Genomic DNA, 22,348 nt, shown 5'->3' with positions numbered 1-22,348 from the left:
GGTCGGCGAGAACGTACCGCACATGTGGTACCGAGAGTCCCGGACAGCTATCAGATCGTGACCGAATCTTCTGTATATCGATCGAATGAATCAGGTCGACGGATGCCAGTTTTGTCGGTGTCTCGCGACATACTGTTCGTGCGATCCGGGACGCTCGGAAGTGCTGGAAAAAGACGGATCGGTCGGGTTCTAAGGGGCTTTGAAGTGAGTTTGAGTTACGCATCCACCGTTCCACGCCAGCTCGTGCATCGGCGCTCTCCGGCGGACGTGCTGTTGACCGACTACGAGACGGTCGACGGTACGCATCGTGCGGCGGTACAGCTGCCGACGTCGCATCGCATGTTCGTGCCGGTACGTCGCACCCACGATTCGTTGATGATCGCCGAGGCGCTACGGCAGGCGGTGAGCCTGTTCTGTCACGTCGAACACGACGTCCCGCTCGACCACGTGGTCTACATCGAGCACTTCCGGTTCGACATTCTCGACCTGCTGTCGGTCGACAACATCGACGATTCGCTTGTCGCCGAGTCGATCACGACCGACCGGACATTCGAGGACGAGTCGCTGGACAACCTGAAGCTGTCGGCTCGACTGCTCAACCGCGGTCAGGTCGTCGCCTCCGGAACGGCGTCCGTGCGTCCTATCGGACCGGACGTCTACTCCAAGGTCCGCAAGCCGACGATGGCCGACCCACACTTCCGGTACCTTCCCGCCGGAACCGAGGTGGTGGAACCGGCCGGTGTCGGCCGTCTCGACCCCGCCGATGTAGTACTGGCTCGTCATACGTCGGACGGGACGCTCGTGGTCGCTCCGGATCCGCGAAACCTGGCGATGTTCGATCATTCGGTGGAATACCTACCGGGCGTCACCATGCTCGAAGCCGCCCGTCAGGCGTTGCGTTCGGCCACCGGTTGCGTGGGACTGGATTTCACGTCCCTGGAGGTCAGGTTCTTGGGGTTCGCCGAATGGGCCAACCCGTGCACGGTCATCGTCGACAGCGACACGACCGACGGAATTCACCGCATTCAGTTCGAGCACGACGGGGTCGTGCTCTCGGCGATGTCCGTCACGGCGACACCCGAACCGTGGCTACCGCTCAGCGATCGTTCCAGTCGATGAGCGGTGCATCGGCTACCGCTCGTATCCGGGCCAGTCGCCGGCGAGGGGCGATCGACGGTAGCAACAGGTGCCACATCTCGGTCATCCGAAGCTGGAGGTCGGCGCGTCCGGTGAGCATCTCCGAGACGGTCTGAACTCCCGTGAACGATGCAACGATCATCCTGGCGAGTGCGGCCGTGTCCACGTCGTCGACGATGTCGCCTTCGGTCCGGGCGCGCTCGGTCAACTTCGCGATCATTCCGATCCAGTCGTCGAACGATTGCGCATTCGGATTCTGAGCCGTCGTCGATTCCAACGTCAACCGCATGCCGCCACGTGCGATGGGGTCGGTCTGCAGCTGACGCGCCAACTCCTTGGTGATCAGGATCAGGGCATCGATGGCCTTCGGTGTGCTTTCGATGATGGTGACGGTGGCAGCGGTGGCAAGAGCCATCTGTGCCTCGATCACGGCCTGCGCCAGATCTTCCTTCGACGAGAAGTGGAAGTACATCGCACCCTTGCTGACGCCGGCGTTGGCGATGATGGTGCTCAGACTGGCTGTGCCGTAGCCGAACTTGTCGAAGCTCGATGCGGCTCCCACGAGTACGGCCTGCCTGGTCGATTCTGCGCGCTCTTGCATCGGTAGACAATAGCTGGTACCCGCTTTCGCGGCACTCTCCGAGTCAAAAGACGGCAATTCACCGAAAATCGGTGTCGATGCCCAAGGGGCGAACCGTGCGGGCCTGCTCGAATGGTGATGGGGAATGACGGTAAGCGTGCAAATTGATGGCACGCTCATCACATGGTCAACAAGAGCGCGGGCATTCTGCTGTTTCGGGTGAACGCCGACGTGGTGGAGGTTCTGATCGCCCATCCCGGCGGCCCGTTCTGGGCGCGGAAGGACGACGGTGCGTGGTCGATAGTGAAGGGGGAGTTCACCGAAGCCGAAGACCCGTGGGCGGCGGCTCAGCGTGAATTCCGAGAGGAAGTCGGCATCGAGGTGCCTGCGGGCAACCCCATCGAGCTCGGCACCGTCACACAGCGCGGCGGGAAGATCGTCACCGCGTTCGGGATCGAGTCCGACCTCGATGTCTCCACTGCGATGAGCAACACATTCGAGATCGAGTGGCCGCCGAAATCCGGAAAGATGCAATCGTTTCCCGAGGTAGACCGCATCGAATGGTTTTCGGTGCCGCTGGCGAGGACAAAGCTACTGGCCGCGCAGCACCCATTTCTCGACGCAGTGGAGGCCATTGTGGAGTCGCGCTAGTTTCGGCGTCGAATCCAGGGGTATCCGGCGGCCGGAAACGACGGCCGCGGATGCAGGGTGGGAAGTGGAACATGACACCGATGGAAACGACCGACGCCGACACGGCTCGCGTGGAAACGGCTCTGCTGGAAGGTCAGTGGGCAGGTCGAATCGTGGCCTCGGGGTTCGTGGCTCTGGCCACCGGCCTGTCCTGGATGTTCGCCGCGTCCGCAATGATCGGCTAGCAATACCAGACCGTTCGGTCGATACTGCTCAGCGACTACTACGAAGGGCAGTGCAGTGACCGACGGTATTGCGTCAGCGACCCCACCGGCGATCGAGGTACCCAAGCGCGCCTGGCAAGCCCTGGTGGTTCTGTTGCTCGGCATGTTCATGGCCCTGCTCGACACCACCATCGTCAACGTCGCATTGCCGACGATCAGCACGACGCTGGAGGCATCGGAATCCGTTCTGTCGTGGATCATCTCGGGTTACGCGCTCGCGTTCGGTCTCGCTTTGATTCCGGCGGGCAAGGTCGGGGATCGGATCGGGCACAAGTGGGTGTTCTTCACCGGCCTCGCTCTGTTCACAGTGGCCAGCTTTGCCTGCGGACTCGCTCAGGACGATCTGCAGTTGGTGGTTGCCCGAGTGGTTCAGGGTCTGGCAGGCGGGATGTTCGTGCCCGCTGTCACAGCGTTCATTCAACTGCTGTTTCCAGGCCCTGTGCGCGGCAAGGCATTTGCGATCATGGGTGCGGTCATCGGAGTGTCGACTGCGTTGGGGCCGATCGTCGGCGGGTTGATCATCCAGGCTTTCGGTGAGGAGAACGGCTGGCGGTTGGTCTTCTGGGTCAACCTGCCGATCGGCATCGTCGGTCTGATCGCGGCGGCGGTTCTGCTGCCGAAGAAGGATGAATCCGAGCCGACTGCAAGGCCGGGCATCGACTGGCTCGGGTTGGTGCTGATCTCCGCCGGCCTCATCGCGCTGCTCGTACCGCTGATCGAAGGCCAGGAGCTCGGGTGGCCGTTGTGGGCCTACGTGACCATTGCTGCAGGCGTGGGCCTGATTGCAGTGTTCGGCTGGTGGGAGGTGATCCACAGCGGTCGTGGACACAATCCGCTCGTGCCGCCGCGACTGTTCACCCGACCGGCATTCACCGGCGGTGTGATTCTCGCGCTGGTGTACTTCGCAGCGTTCACCAGCATCTTCTTCACCATCTCGTTGTTGTGGCAGACCGGGCTCGGCAATACGGCCCTCTCGTCCGGGTTGGTCTCGATACCGTTCGCGATCGGCAGCATCATCGCGTCCTCGCAGAGCAACAAGCTGACGATCCGACTCGGCCGCACCGTATTGATCCTCGGCGCATCGCTGGTGTCGATCGGCTTGATCTGGCTGTGGATCATCTTGGCGACCAGTTCCGCCGACACCATCTCCCATTGGACTCTGCTGGTCCCGCTGTTCATCGCAGGCTTGGGCAACGGCGCGTTCATCGCTCCCAATGCGCAGTTCATCGTCGCAACCGTCGACCGCGACGACGCAGGGGCCGCGAGCGGCGTAATCTCGACGATGCAGCGCGTCGGCTCCGCAATCGGTATCGCAGTCATCGGTAGTGTGCTGTTCGGCTCACTCACCATCACCGGCCCCGATACCGTGGGATCCGGATTCCTGCACGGTGCCGCAATGGCCATGGCCGTCAGTGCCGCGTTCAGCGTCGTTGCGTTGGCGTTGGTGTTCGCTCTACCGAAGAAGGTGCAGAGCGGTCACTGATCTCGGCTCGTTCAGCTGGACAGGCCCTTGCCGTGCCGCTGGACGACCGTCGATGCGAGATCGGCGATCTTGACGTTGAGATCCTGCGACGATTTGCGGAGCAGTGCGAACGCTTCTTCGTCGGATACTTTGTGCAACGCCATAATGAGGCCGATCGCCTTGCCGATCTCACGGTTGCTCTCGAGGCCGTCGCGCAAGGTCGATGCCTCTTGGCCGTTCAGCATCGCCCCGACCGTCACAGAAGTGAACGCAGTCAGGATGACGGCTTTGTCGGCGGTGTCGGCATCGAAGGCACCCGCGGTGTCGGTGAACAGGTTGAGAGCACCCACCTTCTGCTCGTCGACCTTGAGGCGGAACCCCATCGCTCCCCGGACCGGCGTGCGGTTCAGGACACCCCGAGCCATTGCGGGCCACTGGGTGGGGCTGCTGAAATCCGGCTCGAGTTGGACGGCCTCGGTGGTCAGCGCATCCAAGCACGGTCCCTGACCTGTGGCGCGTTCGATGTCGTCGACGACGCGTGCCACGTCATCCGAGGCCGCGACGGTGACGGCCTTTCCGTGGCGCAACAACATGAGACTTGCGTGATCGCAGTGAGGGACAACCATCGTCGCGGCGTTGCAGATAGCGGTGTAGACCTCTTCTGCGCTACTGCCGCGATACACGATGTCGGCCAGAGCGGCGAATACAGTTGCCGGGTCGGTCGACGGAGCGTCGAACTGTTCGTCGTCGGTCATTGCTTCTCCCGTCGTGTGGCGCATGCCGGGCAAACCGGTTGCGCAGCACATCAACCGTACCGCCCTGCGCCGGGGTCCCTGCACCAACGGGCTGGCAGTAGCCTCATGTCGTGAGCAATGCGCAGGAATCTACGGGATTCGAGTACGGCCACGACGGCCCGAAGTCCATCGTGGTGGGCGTCGACGGCTCGGATTCGTCCTGGCGGGCCGCCGCATACGCCGGAGGACTGGCCCGTAGGCAACAATCGCTTCTGGTGCTGGTCTACGTGCAGCCCATCGCCACCGCGTCGTGGGGCCAGGCGGGGATCTCGATGGTGGAAACGGGCCGACAGATCGCCGACGAACTCCTCGACTACATCAGAACCTCGGTGGCCCGCTTCGGGGAGCGAGAGCAGGTTCGCTGGGAATTCCGCACTGCGCAGGGTGATCCTTATAACGGACTCGTCGCGGTTGCCGATGGACTCCGCACCGACGCCGTCGTGGTGGGGGCCTCCGAACGCGCCGGGCACCGATTGGCGGGATCTGTGGCAGTGCGACTGGTCAAGGCGGGCCGCTGGCCGGTCACAGTGGTGCCATGAAGGCTCGAATTCCAACCAGTCCGCGGTTTTCCCTGTAAAAATAGGCAGTCACCTCGTCGGATGCGAGGCGCATGTGGTGCGGTTCTCGGATTCGGGGAGTTCCATGGCTGGTCTGTCGCGTCGTCAATTCGTCACTCGGGTGGGCACCCTCGCCGCGGCATGGGGAATCGCACCGCAGGTTCTGGGCCACGTCCTTGTCGCTCGGGCGCAGCCGGCGTCAGGAGAGACCGATGTCGGCGGAACGCTGGCGCAGACCATCCTGAGATCGTCGACCGGCCCCGGTCGGTACCGGGTGCTCGCTGCGGGGCCGGGGGAGCCCTACGTCCCTCGCCTCGACATCCTCGGGCGGGCACCCAGCGCGTCTCGGGTGCAGGCCAGACGCTCGTTGCTCTACTTGGGGCACCTGTCGGACATGCATGTCATCGATGCGCAATCGCCCGGTCGGATCGAGCCCATGATCGTCTCCGACCATGCAGCGTGGGGCTCGGCCTTCCATCCGCAGGATCCGCTGACCGTGCACGTCACCGCCGCGATGGTGAAGGCATTTGCGGATGCACGAATCAGCTCGGTCACCGGCGCTCCCATGGGAGCCGCGGTTGTCGCCGGTGACAGCGCCGACATGCATTCTCATCTCGAACTTCGTTGGTACATAGACGTTCTCGACGGCGTCGCGGTCCGGCCTACGAGTGGCGTATCCGACGTCTTCGAGGGCGTGCAAGCGTGGCCCGAGGCGCAGTGGGCGTATCGGCCGGGCGATCCGTCGGGAGGGTCGTTCGGGGACTACGGATTTCCGACGCTTCCCGATCTGTTGACGCAGGCGATGTCGGGGACCGTCGAATCGGTGGGGCTACCCGTCCCGTGGTATTCCGTCTACGGCAATCACGACACGTTGTTGCTCGGCACGTTCGATCTCTCCTCTCAGCTGCATGCCCTCGCGGTCGGCGGACGCAAGGCGTACACACTCGAAGCGACGGCCACCTCGGCATTGGCCGGGTACGCATCGACAGGTAGTCCGCTGCAGAGGATGGTCGATGCGCTCGGGGTCGGATCCGGTGCCCGGCCCGGGTTTCGAGCAGTGTCGGCAGATCCGGCTCGGTACCTCTTCGAGCAGCGTGAGTTCATGCAGGAGCACTTCGAGACGACTCCCACCCCAGGGCCGATCGGGCACGGTTTCACCCAGCACAACCTCGACTCGGGTGAAACCTGGTGGGCGGCGGACCCGACTCCCAACGTTCGCACGTTCGGACTCGACACCTGCAACGCCGTCGCCGGCCCCGACGGGGCGGTGCCCGAGGAGCAGTTCGATTGGCTCACTCAGCAATTGGAGAAGGCGCAGGCCGAGCGCAAGCTCGTCCTGATCTACACCCACCACAACAGCCTGACCCTGGAGAACCGTGCACAGCGGCCGGGACAGTCGGTGAAGCTGTACGTCGCAGACGAATTCATCGATCTGCTTCTGAAATATCCTGTGGTGATCGGTTGGCTCAACGGTCACACCCACCAGAATCAAATCGTGGCGCATTCGCGAGACGGACGAGGGTTCTGGGAGATCACCACCGCGTCGTGCATCGACTTTCCGCAGCAACAGCAGGTGGTGGAGATCGTCGACAACAGAGACGGGACATTGTCGCTGTTCACGACCGTGCTCGATCACGCGTCGCCGATCACGCCCGGGAACAGCGGCAGCTACCTGGACCTCGCCTCGCGTAGTCGTGAGTTGGCTGCGAACGACTGGGCCGAGAATCCGCTGATGCGACGAGGTTCGAGCCTCGACCGCAACACCGAACTCCTCCTGCCCGCGCCGTTCGACCTGAGCGCCATCACCGACGCTGCTCTGGAACAGCAACATCTCGACGAGCACGCCAGACTGATTGCGTACGAGACGAGGCAGGGGCGATGAACGGTGTTCGTAGGCAGCTCTTCACGGTGGTGATGGTGCTGGCCTGCGCGGGGTGCTCGCAGACCGCTGCGCTCGCCTCGGTCGGGGGAGCCGAACTCGGGAATCTCCGCTACGCGGTGAACGACGTTCTGTTCGAGCAAGGAATCGAGATCCTGGTTGCGCCCGTGTGCTCGGGCACCGGGGCGGACATCGAATGTGCCGGGACGACAACCGGTAACGAGACGATTAACGGTACGGCCACGTCCGACGATGCCAGTACCGTCGAAGTGAAGGTCGGCGCAACCGTTCTCTACTCGGGTTCGGTGCAGGACGTACTCGACCGCAATTCGACGGTCGGTGCGCCGTGAGAGGGGTGCTACTGCTCGCATCGGTGGTTATCGTCTCGGCTCTGATTCAGGCGCTGACCGTGGTGGGGGATCCGGCTCCGACGTCCTCCCTGAGATTCGCTGCGCTGGTCGTCGTTTCCGCCGCAACGGTGGTGTGTGCGCTGTGGTTCACCGCCTCGATAGCACTCGACGTGGTGGACGGCAACGCGTCGGGTGCATTGAGCCGGACGTGGCGACGACCGCGGGTACTGGCCTGGTGCGTGGTGCTGACCGTGGCGGCCGTTGCGTTCGCAATTCTCTTCCCCCTGCTCCCGGCTGTCGTGATTGTCTTTGCGCTGCTGATACTTCCAGCGGCGGTCGACGGTCGCCGAAACCCTCTGCGCGCTGCACTACACACCGTGAAGCAATCCCCGTGGCGCTGTACCGCAGCGGCGGTCATCACGATCCTCGCCTACCTACTCGGCTGGGTGGTGGCACTCGTGCTGGGATTCTTCGTCACCGGCGTGGTGGCGGCATTCCTGACGTGGCTGTGGTTCGGGGCCACTGCTGCTGCACTGCTGGTGTATTGGTCGGCTTTGTATCGCAAGGTGGTAGGGACTTGATCGGCGCTCGCGAAACGGCTCCAGTCAGCCGCGGGCACGTCGACCGATCGCGGCGTCGGCCACGATCTGATCTATTCGACCTGCACGAGTGTCGTCTCGAACGGCGCTGACAATCCACCACAGCATCTGTTTACGGGCGCTGGGAGGGAAGTCGTCCCAGTTGTTACGAGCGTCTGGGTCACGGTCGAGTGCCGTCTTCAACTCGAGCGGTTCTTCGAGGTTCTCGACCGGATCGGAGATTGTCCACCACCCGTTCGACTGCGCGGCAACAATGGCGTGGCGACCTGCGTCGGTCATGAGGCCGCGTTCTTCCATATCGGCTGCGCGTTCTCGGTTGAGTTTGGTCCAGGGGCTCTTGGGTCTGCGCGGTGTGAACAGCTGCAGGCCGCGGGCCTCGTCGAGAATGCTGCTGGTGGAGTCGATCCAACCGAAACAGATGGCTTCCTCGACAGCCGCGGGATATGGGCAACGGGGTCGGTCGGTGCCGGTCCGCCATGAACAGAGCCAGACGCCTCGGGTCGAGCTGTGATTGTGCGACAACCAGGATCGCCACTGTGCCCGCGTTTCGGCATGGATGATCGGGTAGTCGAACTTCCACGTCGGGGGATGGGCTGACGCGGGCGGCGACGATTCCGACGCAGTCATGCGCTCGCGCGATCGACTCGACCCGGTAATGCCTCGCTCTGGTTCCACATCGCTTCAGTGTCCCCACAATCGAGGACATCCGCTGTCCTTGATGGCTCGCACATTTCGACGGCCGGCTCGTGGTGGGGCGGGCGGGGCTCGAACCCGCGACCAATGGATTATGAGTCCACGGCTCTAACCGACTGAGCTACCGCCCCAATCCCGTACCAGGTACGAGCCAGCAGAATCGTACAGAATCACGCCGTCTCGTGGTTCCATCGGGGGCGCTACTTGGCCCTCACCTGCACCGGAACGCCGTTGAGAATCGCGTTCGCCGATACCGCGTCGACTCGGGCGGGGTCGGTGATGTCGTTGACGCTCGGTCCGGTGACAGTGGTGGCGACCGAGAGCTGCACGCCGGGGCGCTGATGACCGAATCCGTGCGGCATGCTCACCACCCCGGGCATCATCTTTTCGGAGGCCGCGACCTCGATGTCGACGGTACCGGCCGCGGAGGTGACCGACACCATCGAACCGTCCTCGATCCCGCGCTGGAGGAGATCGTTCGGGTGCGCCAGAAGCTGATGTCGCGCTTTGCCTTTGGTGAGTCGAGTGGTGTTGTGCATCCACGAGTTGTTGCTACGTAGATGTCGTCGACCGATCAGCAGGAGCTCGTCGTCCTTGGGAACTGCGCTCGAGTGCATCAGGTCCACCAGGGCAGGCAGTTCACCGACCACGACGTCCTGGATCAATTGAATGCGCTTGTCCTTGGTCTTCAGCTTCTGGGGAAAGCCCGGCCGCAGCGGTCCCAGATCGATGCCGTGCGGGTTGGCTCGAAGCTTTCTCAGCGACAATCCTTTTCGTCGGCTACGGAGCAGGATGTCGAGAGTGCGAGCAGGGGACAAGCGCAGACGGGCCTCGCCGATGACGCTCTTCGGCGTCAATCGTGCCTTCAGTCGATCGACGGTGGAGCCTGCCATGCGGTTCTTGTAGCGCAGTGACAAGTCGCGGAAGATCTCCCAATCATGCTTGGCGTCAGCCTGTTTGGGTAGGACTGCGGGCATGTACTTGGCAGTGTTGTGTACCGCGAAAGAATTGAAGATCAGATCGTAGTGATCGCGTTCGAGGGACATCGTCGGCGGCAGAATTACGTGTGCGTGCCGCGAGGTCTCGTTGATGTAGAAGTCGAACGACACCATGAAATCGAGACCGGCGAAGGCCTCGTCGAGGCGACTACCGCCGGGCATCGACAGCACCGGATTGCCGGACAGGACGGCCATGGCACGAATTTGGTCCTTGCCTTCGGTGGTGATCTCGTCGACGAGCGTCGAACAGGGATACTCGCCGGCGAACTCGGGGAGATCGCGAACGCGGCTGCGCCACTTGTCGAAATGTCCGCGGCCGACGATGCCCTGCGAGATCAGATCGATCGCCGGATCGGTCACCATCGCACCGCCCGGGCGGTCGAGATTGCCCGTGATGATGTTGAGTACCTGGATCGCCCACTGGCACACCGTGCCGAACTGCTGCGTCGACACCCCCATCCTGCCGTACGCCACTGCAGACTTCGCCGCAGCGAAGTCCCGTGCGAGAGAGGAGATGTCGTGTGCCGATATGCCGACGATCGGTGCTACCGCCGTCGGCGTGAATTCGGCGACGAGATCGGCAAGTCGATCGGCACCATCGACGTAGTCGGCGACACGGACGGAGCCGTCTGCGACGATCGTATGAATCATCGCCAGCAACAGCAGCGCGTCGCTGCCGGGACGAACGAAGAAGTGGGTGTCGGCAATATCCGCCGTTTCGGTCTTACGTGGATCGACCACTACAAGTCGGCCACCCCGCTTACGGAGTGCGCGTGCTCTTTTGGCGAAGTCGGGCACCGTCATCATGCTGCCGTTGGAGGCCATCGGATTGCCGCCGAGGACGAGGAAGAAATCGGTTCGATCGATGTCCGGAACGGGCAGCAGGAGCTGGTGGCCGTAGAGCAGATGGTCGACGAGCTGGTGCGGCAACTGATCCAAGGACGTCGCCGAGTACCGATTGCGGGTGCGCAGCAGCGACGTGAACGGAATGCCGTGGGTCATCGCACCCATCGAGTGCACGTTGGGATTGCCCTGATAGAGCCCGACAGCGTTGGATCCGTACTTCTTCCGCGTCGAGACGAGGCCGTCGACGACGAGGTCGTACGCCTCATCCCAGCGGATCTTCTCCCACTTTTCTCCCACCCGCTTGACCGGTGTGGTGAGCCGATCGGTGTCGGCATGAAGGTCGATCAACGACAGAGCCTTCGGGCAGATGTGGCCCCGGGAGAGTGGGTCCTTCTCGTCGCCGCGGATCGAGACCACCGCGTTGTTCTCCACCGTGAATTCGAGACCACAGATCGCCTCGCACAGATTGCACGATCCATACACAACCGACATCGCATTTCTCCCATTCCTGTCGTCCGAGACTAGCCCGGCGGGGGACCGATCCACGGGCATCGACGGACAATTAGGCTTTGGGGTCGTGACTACCCTCGATCTCACTGCCTCGTGGCCCGTCGACCATGTCAGTGCTGCCGTCGTCACCGACGCCGGAGTGCGGGAGGAGGTGGGGGACACCGCGCGCGTCTTCGAGCTGGCATCGGTCACCAAATTGCTCACCGCCTACGCGGTCCTGGTTGCCGTGGAGGAAGGTGCCGTCGAGCTCAATCAGCCCGCAGGGCCGGAGGGGTCGACTGTGCGGCATCTGCTGGCGCATGCCTCGGGACTGGCGTTCGGCGAGCGGAAGGTGCAGGCACCTGCCGGCACCAAAAGGATCTACTCGAGCGCGGGATTCGAGGTCTTGGCCGAGCTCATCGAAGCAGAGTCGGGAATTACCTTTCCCGACTACCTGGATGAGGCCGTCTGCGGACCGCTCGGGATGGTCGACACGTCGCTGCCCGGGTCGGCCGGTCACGGTGCCCGTTCGTCCGTTGCAGACCTGACCAAGTTCGCCGCGGAGCTGTTGGAACCGACTCTCCTCGCGTCGCAGACACTGTCTTCGGCCGTCGACGTGCAGTTTCCCGGCCTGAACGGAATCGTGCCCGGGTACGGATCGCACAAGCCTTGCGACTGGGGTCTGGGGTTCGAGCTGCGCGATGACAAGACCCCGCACTGGACTGGGAGTAACAACTCGAGGGCTACGTTCGGCCACTTCGGACAGGCCGGGACGTTCCTGTGGGTGGACCCGTCGGTGAGGATCGCGTGTGTGGTGCTGACCGATCGGAACTTCGGAGATTGGGCCAAACCGCTCTGGCCCGAGCTCTCCGACGCCGTCCTGGCCGGGTGAAACACCACCGTTCACAGATTGCACTGGCGCAACAGGGGCAATTCGGGGCACACTAATACACACACGCGTTGAATCGCTGCAACCAGTTCGAGCATGTCGAGGTCGTTGGGGAAGACGTCCCTCGTCGAAGCTGGAGGTAGTGCAATGCGTGGATCGAACCAATTCGCAGATGCGACGTCGGGTGTTGTGTACATCCACTCGTCGCCCGCTGCGCTGTGCCCGCATGTCGAATGGGCGTTGTCCGACGCCCTCGATTGCCGTGCCAATTTGAAGTGGTCCGCGCAGCCGGCCTCCGACGGACAGCTGCGCGCCACCACGGACTGGATCGGGCCCGTGGGCACCGGGGCGAAGCTCGCCGGCATCCTGCGCTCCTGGCAGATGCTGCGCTACGAGGTGACCGAAGACGCCAGCGAAGGCGTCGACGGCGAACGGTTCTCGCACGTACCCGGCCTGGGTCTCTGGCGCGGATCGACGAGTGCCAACGGGGACGTGGTGCTCGGCGAGATGCGACTGCGCGCCCTGATGGAGAACAACCAAGGCAACCTCGCCGCCGCAGTGGAGTACGCGCTCGGCTCGGATTGGGATGCCGCACTCGAGCCGTTCCGCACCGGAGGCGCAGGAGCAGAAGTGACCTGGCTCAGCCGCAACGTCGGCTAGCAGCGGTTGCCGGGGATTCGTCGCGGCGGTAGTTTCGCGTTCGTGCCTGGGGTAGGCATGTGGGAACGACCGTGGAGTGGTGAGTTCGATGTTGTCGACCGGAAAAGTGATTCGATTTGACGAGTTCAAGGGGTACGGATTCGTAGCGCCGGACGAGGGCGGCGAGGACGTGTTCATCCACGTCAACGATCTGGACTTCGACAAACGACTGTTGGCACCGGGAGTACGCGTCGAATACGTTGCCGTAGACGGTGACCGTGGTCTCAAGGCCACCGAGGTCCAGATCATCGACGGGCCGACGTCGACCGCTCTGGTTACCCGGCACAAACCCGACGTCCCGTTCCACAACACCGCACCCGTCAGTGGTCACCAGCGCCACGACGACGCAGGCGCGGACGTCCTGTCCGAGGCGGACTTCACCACAGAGCTGACCGAACAACTACTGACGTCGAACGGAACGCTGACGGCTGCGCAGATACTCGACGTGCGATCGGCCGTCGTTCGACTGGCCCACGATCACCGATGGATCCAGCGCTGACCGGCCTCGATTGGCCTCGTTTGCCCGTCCCCGGTGTGAATCAATGTGGCTTTCTTGCACATGGAGTGCCTGAAAGGCGCATTGATCCCAACCGGGGTGGGTTCCCAACCGGGGTGGGGTCTAGGGGCCAGGGCTGACGGACTGCAGGAAGTAGCGATCGACGTCGATCAGAGCGGAATGTTCTTGTGATTTCCGCGAGCCGCAGGTGCTGCGGCGAGAGCCTTCGCAACCGTGCTTCGGGTCTTGCTGGGCTCGATGACCTCGTCGACGACGCCGATGGCAACTGCGCGATCGACACCGCCTGCGATGCTCTCGTGCTCGACGGTGAGGCGGTCGTGCAGTGCCTCACGCTCTTCCTCGGGTGCGGCGGCGAGCGCCTTCTTGTGCAGGATGCCGACGGCCGCCTTCGCGCCCATCACAGCGACCTCGGAGCCGGGCCAGGCATAGACCGCGGTGGCACCAAGCGCGCGGGCGTTCATGGCGATGTACGCGCCGCCATAGATCTTGCGAGTGACCAGCGTGACGCGGGGAACGGTGGCCTCGGCGAACGCGTGCAGCAACTTCGCTCCGCGGCGAACGACGCCTTCCCATTCCATGCTGACGCCCGGCAGGTAGCCCGGAACATCGACGACCACGATGAGCGGAATGCCGAAGGCATCGCAGAGGCGAACGAAACGCGCTGCCTTCTCGGCACTTTCGGAGTTCAGGCAACCTCCGAGTCGGATGGGGTTGTTGGCGATCACGCCGACGGTGCGGCCACTGATGCGGCCGAGCCCGATGACGATGCTGCGAGCCCAGCCGCCCTGGAACTCCTCGAACGTCGATTCGCCTTCGACGTTGTCGAGCAGTTCGTGAATGATCGGGTGCACGTCGTAGGCGCGACGATTGGATTCGGGCATCAGCGCGCGAAGATCGGTGTCGCCGTGTTCTGCGGCGGCGATGTCGAACACGCCCTGCTCGCAGAACATCGACACCAGACGGCGGGCGCGGGTGAACGCGTCCATCTCGCTGTCGGCGACGATGTGGCAGACCCCGGACTTCTTGTGGTGCGTGTCGGGGCCGCCGAGCGACTCCATATCGACCTGTTCGCCGGTGACGCTGCGAACGACGTCGGGTCCGGTGACGAATACGCGTCCCTCGGGAGCCATGATGACGACGTCGGTCAAGGCGGGACCGTACGCTGCACCACCGGCTGCGAAACCGAGGACGACGGAAATCTGTGGGACGAGGCCGGATGCTCGAACCATGGCCTCGAACACGAGTCCGACGGCATGGAGAGCCTCGACGCCCTCGGCGAGGCGAGCACCACCCGAGTGCCAGACGCCGACGATCGGGGCGCGCTGTTCGATGGCGGTGTCGATTGCGGCAACGATGTGCTTGCAGCCGTCCACTCCCATGGCACCGCCCATGACGGTGGCGTCGGAGCAGTAGGCGATGGTATAGACGCCGTCGATTTCGCCCGATGCGGCCAGAATTCCCGACTTGTCCCGATCATGCAGGGGGACAGTGGTTCCGGCGTCGAAGAGCTTTTCGAGGCGGGTGAGGGGGTCGCGCGGATCGGTAGAGGTGCCGGATCGTGTGACAGGGGCCAGAATGGTCATCGCGTTGTCCTTCTTCAGGGCCCCTGGCGGGGGCGAGGCCCGAGCCGGGACCGTCCGTCGAAAGAACGGCCCCAGCTCGGATCATGCACTGCGAGAGCGGGATTCGCTGAGTCGAGAAGTCGACTCAGTGGATCACGCCTTACCGAAGGCGAGCGCTACGTTGTGCCCACCGAATCCGAACGAGTTGTTGATCGCGTAGTCGATCTGTCCGACGCGGGGCTCGCCCTTGACGACATCGAGATCGATTTCGGGATCCTGGTTCTCCAAATTCAGTGTGGGAGGGATGATTCCCTCTCGCACTGCCAGCACCGTCAGTACCGACTCGAGGGCGCCGACGGCACCGATCGAGTGGCCCAGAGCGGATTTCGGTGCGTACACCGCTGCGTGATTTCCGACTGCCTTGTTGATCGCCAGCGCTTCGGCGGTGTCTCCGATGGGAGTTGCCGTTGCGTGGGCGTTCACGTGGGTGATGTCGGACTTCTGCAGGCCTGCGGTCTCGATGGCGCGCTGCATCGCACGCGCGGCACCCTTGCCCTCGGGGTCGGGGGCCACGAGGTGGAACCCGTCCGAGGTGATTCCGGCACCGAGCAGGCGGGCGTGGATCGTTGCGCCGCGTGCCTTGGCGTGCTCCTCGGTCTCGATGACCATGAGCGCACCTGCTTCACCGAAGACGAAGCCGTCACGATCCTTGTCGAACGGACGTGACGCACCCTTCGGGTTGTCGTTGTTGGTGCTCATCGCCCGCATCATGGAGAAGCTGGCGATCGGAACCGCGTCGATGTATCCCTCGACGCCGCCGGTGACGACCATGTCCGCGTCGCCCATCACGATCATCCGCCATGCATGCGCAATGGCTTCCGATCCCGAGGAGCAGGCGGAGACGGGCGTGATGACGCCGGCTTGTGCTTTGAGCTCGAGCCCGACGACCGCTGCTGGGCCGTTCGGCATGACCATCTGAACGGCGAGCGGGGACACCTTGCGGTAGCCGCCGGCCTTCATCTTGTCGTTGGCGTCGATGAGAGAATCGCCGCCACCGAGTCCGGTACCGATCGACACGCCGAGGCGGAGGGGATCGACGTCGGGCGAGCCGGCGTTCTTCCAGACCTCACGACCGAGCACCGTGGACAACTGCTCCACGTAGCTCAGGCGACGGATCTCGACCCGCGAGAGCAGACTCTGCGGGTTCACCGCGAGGTGTCCGCCGATCCGCACGGGCAGGTCGTACTCGGTGACGAAATCGTCTTCCAGAGTGCCGATTCCGCTTTCGCCGTTCAGCAGACCCTTCCACGTGGCATCGACGTCACCCGCGAGTGACGTGGTCGCAGCAAGGCTGGTGACGACGACACTGGGGAAGCGTCCGTTGGCGGTGGATGGGTTGGTCATGGGTCGTGTCACTCGCTCGCGGAGTCGTCGAGCTTGGCCTTGATAGCTTCTGCGGCTTCGGGGTTCTCCGCTTCGAGCTTCTGGATGTAGTTGACGGCGTCGCCGACGGTGCGCAGACCTGCGAGGTCTTCGTCGGGGATCTTCACGCCGTACTTGTCCTCGGTCTGCACTGCGATCTCGACCATGGAGAGCGAGTCGATATCGAGGTCGTCCACGAAGGACTTCTCGATGGTCACCTCGGACGGTTCGATGCCCGTGACCTCCTCGATGATCTCTGCAAGTCCGGCGATGAGGTCTTCCTGGCTGGCCACTGTTGTGGCTCCCTTCTCTTCTGTGTCGAACGCCGAAGTCATGTGCTTCGAGACGCGGTTGTGCATTTCTGCCACTCGGGGAGTGGAAGTCGATCCGCAGTACCGAGACTGCGGTGTGAAGGTGACCGAGCTATCCGAGCTCGGCCAATGCGGCGATGTCCGCCGGTGTCTTCAGGCCGAGGTTGGGCACGCCGCGCAGTTCACGCTTGGCGATACCGACCAGTGCGCCTGCCGGGGGCAGCTCCGCAAGTCCGGTGACCTGCGCGGTACGCAGGTACGCGCTGCACAGGTCCCACCGCACGGGGCGGGTGACCTGGGCAGCAAGTTTGGTGAGCGCATCGGCACCCGATGCGACCGGCTGACCGTCCGAGTTGGACAGCAAGGTGTGCGTCGGCTCGGACGGAGTGATGGCGGCTGCGGCCGCGGCGACGGTGTCGCCTGCCGATGCCATGTACTTGGTGTGGAAAGCACCCGCGACCGGAAGTGCTCGGACCCGCGCCTTCTCGGGTGCGCTCTCGGCCAGTTCCGCCAACTTGGTCAGCAGACCTGCAGCAACGATCTGACCGGCAGCGTTGACGTTGGCCGGGGCGAGATCGAGTTCTTCCAGCCGGGCCAGAACTGCGGCTTCGTCGCCGCCGAGCACGGCGGACATGCCGGTCGGTTCGAGGGCGCAGGCCTTGGCCATCGCAGCACCGCGCACCGCCGCCAGAGATACCGCGTCGTCGGAGGAGATCACGCCGGCAATGGCCGCAGCCGCAAGCTCGCCGACCGAGTGGCCGGCCACGATGGCGTCGTCGGGGAACAGTCCACGCGAGGCGATTTCCTCGAAAGCGAGTAGGGCCGACGCCACGACCAGTGGCTGAGTCACCGCAGTGTCGGTGATTTCCTCGGCGGTGGCGGTGGTGCCGAGTCGCACGAGATCCAGGCCGGAGGCCTTGGACCACAAGGCCAACCGATCGGCCGCGCCCGGGATTTCGAGCCAAGGCAGCAGCATGCCGGGAGTCTGGGAGCCCTGACCGGGCGCAAGCAACGCAATCACAGGGTTAAGAGAACACTGTCGGGCCCTCGATCAGTGATGTCGCGCTCGATGAACTCTCGACAAGCAATTTGTGGGAACCCTACAAATTGCCTCGTGGAGACCCGCTATCGCCGGAAGGCGGTTCGGCGTTACGTAACCACTTCACCAAATGTGACCTGTGTGACATATGGGGCTGGATATGTCGGTTCGTGATGCGTTCGAGCCAACCTACCTACCGTTGTCGCGACCCGAAGGACGTACGCATCGCGTGGGTGAGTGGGATCACGTCCGGTCACCTCGGCGATGCGCTTGAGCCGATACCGGACGGTATTTGGATGAACAAACAGCTGCCGAGCGCAGGTTTCCACGGCACCGCCGCAGTCGAGATACGCATCGAGCGTGTCGGCCAAACCCGAACCTGCCGCGGCCAATGGCACGACGACATGATCGTTGAGAGCCGAGATGGCCGCCCCGTCGTTCAGCAGCGCTCGTTCGGGTAGCAACTCGCCGGCGTGCACCGGACGCGGCGCGCCCCGCCAGCCCGCCACGGCCTGCATGCCGGCAAAGGCCTCCACCGCGCTCGAGTGCGCTGCGCCCAGAGTGCGAGTGGTGGGACCGATGACGACCGGGCCGTCGGAGAAGTTCTGCAACATGTCGTCGATGAACGCGTGATGCGCCGCGGTGTCGTCGAGCTGGCCACTGACCACCATCACCAATCGGGTCCCCTGAACCACGGCCAACGCAGCTCGACCGTGCTTCTGAGCGACGGAGTGCACGGTGCCCACCACGGACACGCCGCGGTCTTCCGGGGGAGTCCCCACCAATACCGTCGCGGGCGCAGTGGCGTCCCAGTTCAACGTGGCAGCACGGGAGAGCATGTCCGATCCGGTATCGCCCCGGACGACGGCGTCGACGACGAGGGCTTCGAGGCGGGTGTCCCACGCCCCTCGTGACTCGGCTGCACTCGCGTACACGGACGCCGCTGCGAACCCCAGCTCGCGTCCGTACCGCAGCACGGCCTCGGTCAGCGCGACCAACTGCTGGTCGTTGCGGGCGAGCGCGGGGAGCCACTGCTCGAAGAACTCCATCGCCACCCGGACCATGTCGACGGTCTGACGCAATGTGAGGCGTCGGGCAAGGTCTTGCGGGATCACCTGGAAGGCGTCGAGGCTGAATCGAATGTCGCTGTTCGGATTCTTGAGCCATTCGAGAAAGTTGTCGACGGCCGTCTGGATCAGCAGCTGGACGCTGGCCCGCTGGGCGGCGTCGAGGTCGCCGAAGAACGGCAACTGGCCCTGCATCGTGGTCACTGCCTCGGTCGAGAGGCGGCCGGAGAACTGTTTGACGCGTCGTAACAGGGCGTCGGGCAGAGGGTCGCGCTTCTGGCGCGAAGGGGCCAACGAGTTGACCGGAAGGTGGACCTCGTTGTCGGTCGTGAGCGAATCACGGGTGGGGGAGTCACGGGCCGGGGAGTCACGAGCCAACGACTCACGCAACGCTTCACGGTAAGCGTCGCGCCGGGAGACATCACGCGCGGACGAACTGTCCGGTGAATCGGGTTTCGCATCGGACATAAGGAGAACCTACGCCCGACCCCCGCCCACCTCGCGCTGGACTCTCGTCGCGAGGTGGAACGGGGGTCGGCCGATCACGGCGAAGACCTACGCCGAGCCGGTATCGGCGTACGACGTCGGAGCTGCGGTGACGTCGTCGATCTTGTACTTCTCGGCAGCCTCGACGGCCTTGGACTTGTCGATCTCGCCCGATGCCGCGAGAGCGGACAGTGTGGCGACGACGATGGACTCGGCATCGACGTTGAACACCCGTCGTGCAGCCGGGCGGGTGTCGGAGAAGCCGAAGCCGTCGGTGCCCAGGGTGACGTAGTCGCCCGGAACCCACTGGCGGATCTGATCCGGCACGGCGCGCATCCAGTCGGAGGACGCGATGACCGGGCCGTTGGCATCGGCCAGAGCCGAGGTGACGAACGGAACGCGCTTGTCGGCACCCGGGTTACGCAGCGACTCCTTCTCGGCTTCGACGCCGTCGCGGCGCAGTTCGCCCCACGAGGTGACGGACCATACGGCCGAACGCACGCCCCACTCATCGAACAGCAATTCACGTGCCTTGCGAGCCGAGACGATGCCGACGCCGGACGCGAGCAGCTGTGCCTCGGGTCCGTCACCCTCCTGGGGTTCTGCGAACCGGTAGATGCCCTTGAGCAGCCCCTCGACGTCGAGGTTCTCGGGCTCGGCCGGCTGTACGTACGGCTCGTTGTACAGGGTGATGTAGTAGAAGATGTTCTCGCCGCCGAAGCCCTCGACGCCCTCGGTTCCGCCGTACATGCGACGCAGACCGTCCTTGACGATGTGCGCGATCTCGTAGGAGAACGCCGGGTCGTACGCCACCGCCGCGGGGTTGGTCGACGCCAGCAGCAGCGAGTGACCGTCGGCGTGCTGGAGACCCTCACCGGTCAACGTGGTGCGACCTGCCGTTGCACCGAGCACGAACCCGCGGGCCATCTGATCCGCGGCAGCCCAGAGACCGTCGCCGGTGCGCTGGAAACCGAACATCGAGTAGAAGATGTACAGCGGGATCATGACCTCGCCGTGCGTCGCGTACGAGGTACCGACCGCGGTGAACGACGACGTGGAGCCTGCCTCGTTGATGCCCTCGTGCAGGATCTGACCGACCGAGCTCTCCTTGTAGGCGAGCATCAGTTCCGAGTCGACCGAGGTGTACAGCTGGCCGTTGCGGTTGTAGATCTTCAGCGACGGGAACCACGAGTCCATACCGAACGTGCGGGCCTCGTCGGGAATGATCGGCACGATTCGGTGGCCGATCTCCTTGTCTCGCAACAGCTCCTTCATGACGCGCACGAGCGCCATCGTGGTGGCGACTTCCTGCTTGCCCGAGCCCTTGCGCAGCGTCTTGTAGGTGTCATCGCCGGGCTGCGGCAGCGGCTTGACGTCGACGCGCCGCTCGGGGACGAATCCGCCGAGCTTGCTGCGACGATCGAGCATGTACTGGATCTCGGGAGCGTCCGCACCGGGGTGGTAGTACGGCGGCATGTACGGATCCTTCTCGAGCTCCTCGTCCGAGATCGGGATGTGCTGGAGATCGCGGAACGTCTTGAGATCGTCGAGCGTCAGCTTCTTCATCTGGTGCGTGGCATTACGGCCCTCGAAGTGCTTGCCCAGGGTGTAGCCCTTGATGGTGTGCGCCAGGATGACCGTCGGCTGGCCCTTGTGCGACATCGCAGCCGCGTAGGCAGCGTGCACCTTGCGGTAGTCGTGGCCGCCGCGCTTGAGGTTCCAGATCTCGTCGTCCGAGAGATCCTTGACGAGCTCCTTCGTTCGCGGGTCGCGGCCGAAGAAGTGATCGCGGACGTAGCTGCCGTCGTTGGCCTTGTAGGTCTGGAAGTCGCCGTCGGGCGTGGTGTTCATGAGGTTCACCAGTGCGCCGTCGCGGTCCTTGTGCAGCAGCGAGTCCCACTCGCGGCCCCAGACGACCTTGATGACGTTCCAGCCGGCACCGCGGAAGAACGACTCCAGTTCCTGGATGATCTTGCCGTTACCGCGCACCGGGCCGTCGAGACGCTGCAGGTTGCAGTTGACGACGAACGTGAGGTTGTCGAGGCCTTCGGTCGCAGCCACATGTGCGAGTCCACGCGATTCCGGCTCGTCCATCTCGCCGTCGCCGAGGTACGCCCAGACGTGCTGATCGGAGGTGTCCTTGATGCCGCGGTCGTTCAGGTAGTGGTTGAAGCGCGCCTGGTAGATGGCGTTCATCGGGCCGAGGCCCATCGACACCGTCGGGAACTCCCAGAAGTCCTGCATCAAACGCGGGTGCGGGTAGGACGGCAGTCCGCCGCCCTCGTTCACATGGCTCGCTTCCTGACGGAAGCCGTCCATGCGCTCGGCCGGAATGCGGCCTTCGAGGAAGGCGCGGGCGTAGATGCCGGGGGAGGCGTGGCCCTGAATGAAGATGTGGTCGCCGCCGCCCGGGTGATCCTTGCCGCGGAAGAAGTGGTTGAAGCCGACCTCGTACAGCGCAGCCGACGACGCGTAGGTCGAGATGTGGCCACCGACGCCGACGCCCGGACGCTGTGCGCGGTGCACCATGATTGCGGCGTTCCAGCGGATCCAGGCGCGGTAGCGGCGTTCCATCGACTCGTCGCCGGGGAACCACGGCTCGTTCTCGGTGGGAATTGTGTTGACGTAGTCCGTCGACGTCAGCGACGGGAGCGCGACGCGGCGCTCACCGGCGCGCTCGAGCAACCTGAGCATCAGGTAGCGAGCGCGGTTGGGTCCGGACCTCTCCAACAAGCCGTCGAACGATTCGATCCATTCGTTGGTCTCGTCGTTGTCGATATCGGGCAGGTACGACGCGACACCCTCACGGATGACGCGGACCCGGCCGTCCGAGCCCTTCTTGCCTGCAGACGATGTGTTCTGCCGTTCGCCGCTGTTCACTTCGGACAACGTGTGCACTCCTCAATGTGGCGGACGCTCGGTGTGGCGCCCGGTCCGGTAGCTCGCCCCTGTGACGGCGATCTACATTCCTCGTTCTCGTGATTCCTCCCCAATCCTGCCGCATCTCGTCGGTTCTGGTAGTACAGAGGTCCGATACCCACCAGTAGAAATTTATGTA

At 64.0% G+C, this 22,348-nt stretch carries 21 protein-coding genes and 1 tRNA gene; 11 read left to right on the top strand and 11 right to left on the bottom strand.

The window, feature by feature from the left end:
• Positions 1-204: 204 nt before the first annotated feature.
• Positions 205-1,119, top strand: coding sequence for an AfsA-related hotdog domain-containing protein (locus tag CH285_RS16565; protein ID WP_032370252.1), 915 nt, complete (start codon positions 205-207; stop codon positions 1,117-1,119).
• Here CH285_RS16565 and CH285_RS16560 read toward each other — a convergent pair.
• Positions 1,097-1,738 (bottom strand): ScbR family autoregulator-binding transcription factor, encoded by a 642-nt coding sequence (locus CH285_RS16560; protein WP_027497477.1) that lies wholly within the window; start codon positions 1,736-1,738, stop codon positions 1,097-1,099. The two genes, CH285_RS16565 and CH285_RS16560, sit on opposite strands and share 23 nt — an antisense overlap.
• A 162-nt stretch (positions 1,739-1,900) precedes the next feature.
• Between CH285_RS16560 and CH285_RS16555 the strand changes: the two genes are divergently transcribed.
• From CH285_RS16555 to CH285_RS16550, 3 genes are all read left to right on the top strand, one after another.
• Positions 1,901-2,368 (top strand): NUDIX domain-containing protein, encoded by a 468-nt coding sequence (locus CH285_RS16555; RefSeq protein WP_094644300.1) that lies wholly within the window; start codon positions 1,901-1,903, stop codon positions 2,366-2,368.
• An 80-nt stretch (positions 2,369-2,448) separates the two neighbouring features.
• A complete protein-coding gene (locus CH285_RS27990) occupies positions 2,449-2,592 on the top strand; it encodes a hypothetical protein (RefSeq protein ID WP_161631816.1) in 144 nt (47 codons plus the stop codon).
• Between the two features lie 55 nt (positions 2,593-2,647).
• Positions 2,648-4,114, top strand: coding sequence for a DHA2 family efflux MFS transporter permease subunit (locus tag CH285_RS16550; RefSeq protein WP_094644299.1), 1,467 nt, complete (start codon positions 2,648-2,650; stop codon positions 4,112-4,114).
• Positions 4,115-4,125: 11 nt separating this feature from the next.
• Here the strand turns inward: CH285_RS16550 and CH285_RS16545 are convergent, their stop codons facing one another.
• A complete protein-coding gene (locus CH285_RS16545) occupies positions 4,126-4,848 on the bottom strand; it encodes a GAF and ANTAR domain-containing protein (RefSeq protein WP_027497474.1) in 723 nt (240 codons plus the stop codon).
• A 110-nt stretch (positions 4,849-4,958) separates the two neighbouring features.
• Here CH285_RS16545 and CH285_RS16540 point away from each other — a divergent pair, with 110 nt between their 5' ends.
• The 4 genes from CH285_RS16540 to CH285_RS16525 all read left to right on the top strand — a co-directional run bounded on the left by CH285_RS16540 (position 4,959) and on the right by CH285_RS16525 (position 8,254).
• Positions 4,959-5,426, top strand: coding sequence for a universal stress protein (locus CH285_RS16540; RefSeq protein WP_027497473.1), 468 nt, complete (start codon positions 4,959-4,961; stop codon positions 5,424-5,426).
• Between the two features lie 103 nt (positions 5,427-5,529).
• Entirely contained in the window at positions 5,530-7,326 is a 1,797-nt protein-coding gene (locus CH285_RS16535) for a TIGR03767 family metallophosphoesterase (RefSeq protein WP_094644298.1), read from the top strand.
• Complete coding sequence (locus CH285_RS16530) at positions 7,323-7,673, top strand: hypothetical protein (protein ID WP_094644297.1); 351 nt, start codon at positions 7,323-7,325, stop codon at positions 7,671-7,673. Before CH285_RS16535 ends, CH285_RS16530 begins: the two co-directional genes overlap by 4 nt.
• A complete protein-coding gene (locus tag CH285_RS16525) occupies positions 7,670-8,254 on the top strand; it encodes an EI24 domain-containing protein (RefSeq protein WP_141214943.1) in 585 nt (194 codons plus the stop codon). The genes CH285_RS16530 and CH285_RS16525 overlap by 4 nt, the downstream gene beginning before the upstream one ends.
• A gap of 24 nt (positions 8,255-8,278) precedes the next feature.
• Here CH285_RS16525 and CH285_RS16520 read toward each other — a convergent pair whose 3' ends face one another.
• The 3 genes from CH285_RS16520 to CH285_RS16510 all read right to left on the bottom strand — a co-directional run bounded on the left by CH285_RS16520 (position 8,279) and on the right by CH285_RS16510 (position 11,301).
• Entirely contained in the window at positions 8,279-8,899 is a 621-nt protein-coding gene (locus CH285_RS16520) for a YdeI/OmpD-associated family protein (RefSeq protein WP_094644295.1), read from the bottom strand.
• A 120-nt stretch (positions 8,900-9,019) separates the two neighbouring features.
• Positions 9,020-9,096: transfer RNA gene (locus tag CH285_RS16515), tRNA-Ile, on the bottom strand.
• Positions 9,097-9,165: 69 nt separating this feature from the next.
• Complete coding sequence (locus tag CH285_RS16510; protein WP_094644294.1) at positions 9,166-11,301, bottom strand: molybdopterin-dependent oxidoreductase; 2,136 nt, start codon at positions 11,299-11,301, stop codon at positions 9,166-9,168.
• An 85-nt stretch (positions 11,302-11,386) separates the two neighbouring features.
• Here CH285_RS16510 and CH285_RS16505 point away from each other — a divergent pair, with 85 nt between their 5' ends.
• From CH285_RS16505 to CH285_RS16495, 3 genes are all read left to right on the top strand, one after another.
• The gene (locus CH285_RS16505) at positions 11,387-12,190 is read left to right on the top strand and encodes a serine hydrolase domain-containing protein (RefSeq protein ID WP_094644293.1); all 804 of its coding nucleotides are present in this window, start codon (positions 11,387-11,389) and stop codon (positions 12,188-12,190) included.
• 144 nt (positions 12,191-12,334) lie between these two features.
• Positions 12,335-12,847, top strand: coding sequence for a DUF3145 domain-containing protein (locus tag CH285_RS16500; RefSeq protein WP_032370258.1), 513 nt, complete (start codon positions 12,335-12,337; stop codon positions 12,845-12,847).
• Between the two features lie 88 nt (positions 12,848-12,935).
• Positions 12,936-13,385, top strand: coding sequence for a cold-shock protein (locus CH285_RS16495; RefSeq protein WP_032370393.1), 450 nt, complete (start codon positions 12,936-12,938; stop codon positions 13,383-13,385).
• 167 nt (positions 13,386-13,552) lie between these two features.
• Here CH285_RS16495 and CH285_RS16490 read toward each other — a convergent pair whose 3' ends face one another.
• From CH285_RS16490 to aceE, 6 genes are all read right to left on the bottom strand, one after another.
• Complete coding sequence (locus CH285_RS16490; RefSeq protein ID WP_032389204.1) at positions 13,553-14,986, bottom strand: acyl-CoA carboxylase subunit beta; 1,434 nt, start codon at positions 14,984-14,986, stop codon at positions 13,553-13,555.
• A gap of 132 nt (positions 14,987-15,118) precedes the next feature.
• Positions 15,119-16,369: a KasA/KasB family beta-ketoacyl-ACP synthase gene (locus tag CH285_RS16485; protein ID WP_027497449.1), complete on the bottom strand. Its 1,251-nt coding sequence runs from the start codon at positions 16,367-16,369 to the stop codon at positions 15,119-15,121.
• An 8-nt stretch (positions 16,370-16,377) separates the two neighbouring features.
• Positions 16,378-16,722 (bottom strand): meromycolate extension acyl carrier protein AcpM, encoded by a 345-nt coding sequence (gene acpM / locus CH285_RS16480; protein WP_045841363.1) that lies wholly within the window; start codon positions 16,720-16,722, stop codon positions 16,378-16,380.
• Positions 16,723-16,810: 88 nt separating this feature from the next.
• Complete coding sequence (locus CH285_RS16475) at positions 16,811-17,719, bottom strand: ACP S-malonyltransferase (RefSeq protein ID WP_032370259.1); 909 nt, start codon at positions 17,717-17,719, stop codon at positions 16,811-16,813.
• A 128-nt stretch (positions 17,720-17,847) separates the two neighbouring features.
• Positions 17,848-19,272, bottom strand: coding sequence for a PucR family transcriptional regulator (locus CH285_RS16470; protein WP_255032531.1), 1,425 nt, complete (start codon positions 19,270-19,272; stop codon positions 17,848-17,850).
• An 87-nt stretch (positions 19,273-19,359) separates the two neighbouring features.
• Complete coding sequence (gene aceE, locus CH285_RS16465; RefSeq protein ID WP_094644392.1) at positions 19,360-22,179, bottom strand: pyruvate dehydrogenase (acetyl-transferring), homodimeric type; 2,820 nt, start codon at positions 22,177-22,179, stop codon at positions 19,360-19,362.
• Positions 22,180-22,348 lie beyond the last annotated feature (169 nt).

This window comes from Rhodococcus sp. 05-2256-B1 (assembly GCF_002258465.1).
Classification (GTDB): domain Bacteria; phylum Actinomycetota; class Actinomycetes; order Mycobacteriales; family Mycobacteriaceae; genus Rhodococcoides; species Rhodococcoides fascians.
The sequence above is the reverse complement of the archived record's forward strand: the minus strand, read 5'-3'. Positions and strand labels throughout refer to the sequence as shown.